Genomic DNA, 997 nt, shown 5'->3' on the forward strand with positions numbered 1-997 from the left:
GGCCGCTGCGCAGGAACTCGGCCAGCGCCAGCTGCTCGGCCACCCGCCCGCGCGCCGCGCCCTGTGCCTGCATCTGCGCGAAGGCCCCTGCCAGCGCGGCCGGCACGACGATAAAGGCGATGCGCAAGGCGGGAAACATAGTCTTGCTGAACGTGCCCAGGTACACCACGGGCGCGTCCGCCACCAGCCCCTGCATGGCGGCCAGCGGTGGCCCGCCATGGCGAAATTCACTGTCGTAATCATCCTCGATGATCAGGGCGCCGGCCGCGCGCGCGCGTTCGAGCAGCGCCATGCGGCGCGCGGGACTGAGCACGCTGCCCGTCGGATACTGGTGCGATGGCGTCGTATAGATCAGGCGCGGCGGCGTGGCCAGCCAGTCCGCGTGCGTCGGCGCGATGCCATCCATGTCGACGGCGATGCCGGTCACCTGCAAGCCGGCGCCACGGCCTGCCGCCAGCGCGCCGCCATAGCCGGGATGCTCGATCCACAGGGTCTCGCCCTGGTCGGCAAACGCCCGCAGGCACACATCGAGGCTGCTCTGCGTGCCATCCGTGATGAACACCTGGCCCGCATCGCAGACGACGCCGCGCGCGACGCGCAAATGCTCGGCAATGGCCATGCGCAATGCCGGTTCGCCGGCCGGATCGCCGTAATTGAGCTGGCGCGGCGTCAGCGCGCGCCAGGCGCGTTCCAGCATGCGCCGCCACTGCGCCAGCGGGAATTCATCGAGCGCCGGCACGCCAGGCGCGAACGCGCCCATCGCATCAGCGGGAAACACCAGCGCAGCATTCACATCCTGTCCCGCCACGCCGCGCAAATAGCGGGCGCGGCGCGACAAGCCATCCTGGCCATCGACCACTGGCAGCGCCGCCGGCACGCCGGTGCTGCCCGCGACCACGGTGCCGCGCCGGTCCGGCAAGACAAACCCTTCGCTGGCCAGCTGCTCGTAAGCGTACAGCACCGTATTGCGCGCCACGCCCAGTTCGGCCGCCAGCAC

At 70.8% G+C, this 997-nt stretch carries 1 protein-coding gene; it reads right to left on the reverse strand.

Annotated elements, in window-relative coordinates; translation table 11 throughout:
* Window positions 1-997: PLP-dependent aminotransferase family protein (locus tag JaAD80_RS29070; RefSeq protein ID WP_102299655.1), on the reverse strand; the 997-nt coding region annotated here is incomplete at both ends.

It is taken from the genome of Janthinobacterium sp. AD80, from assembly GCF_002878455.1.
Lineage (GTDB): Bacteria > Pseudomonadota > Gammaproteobacteria > Burkholderiales > Burkholderiaceae_D > Janthinobacterium.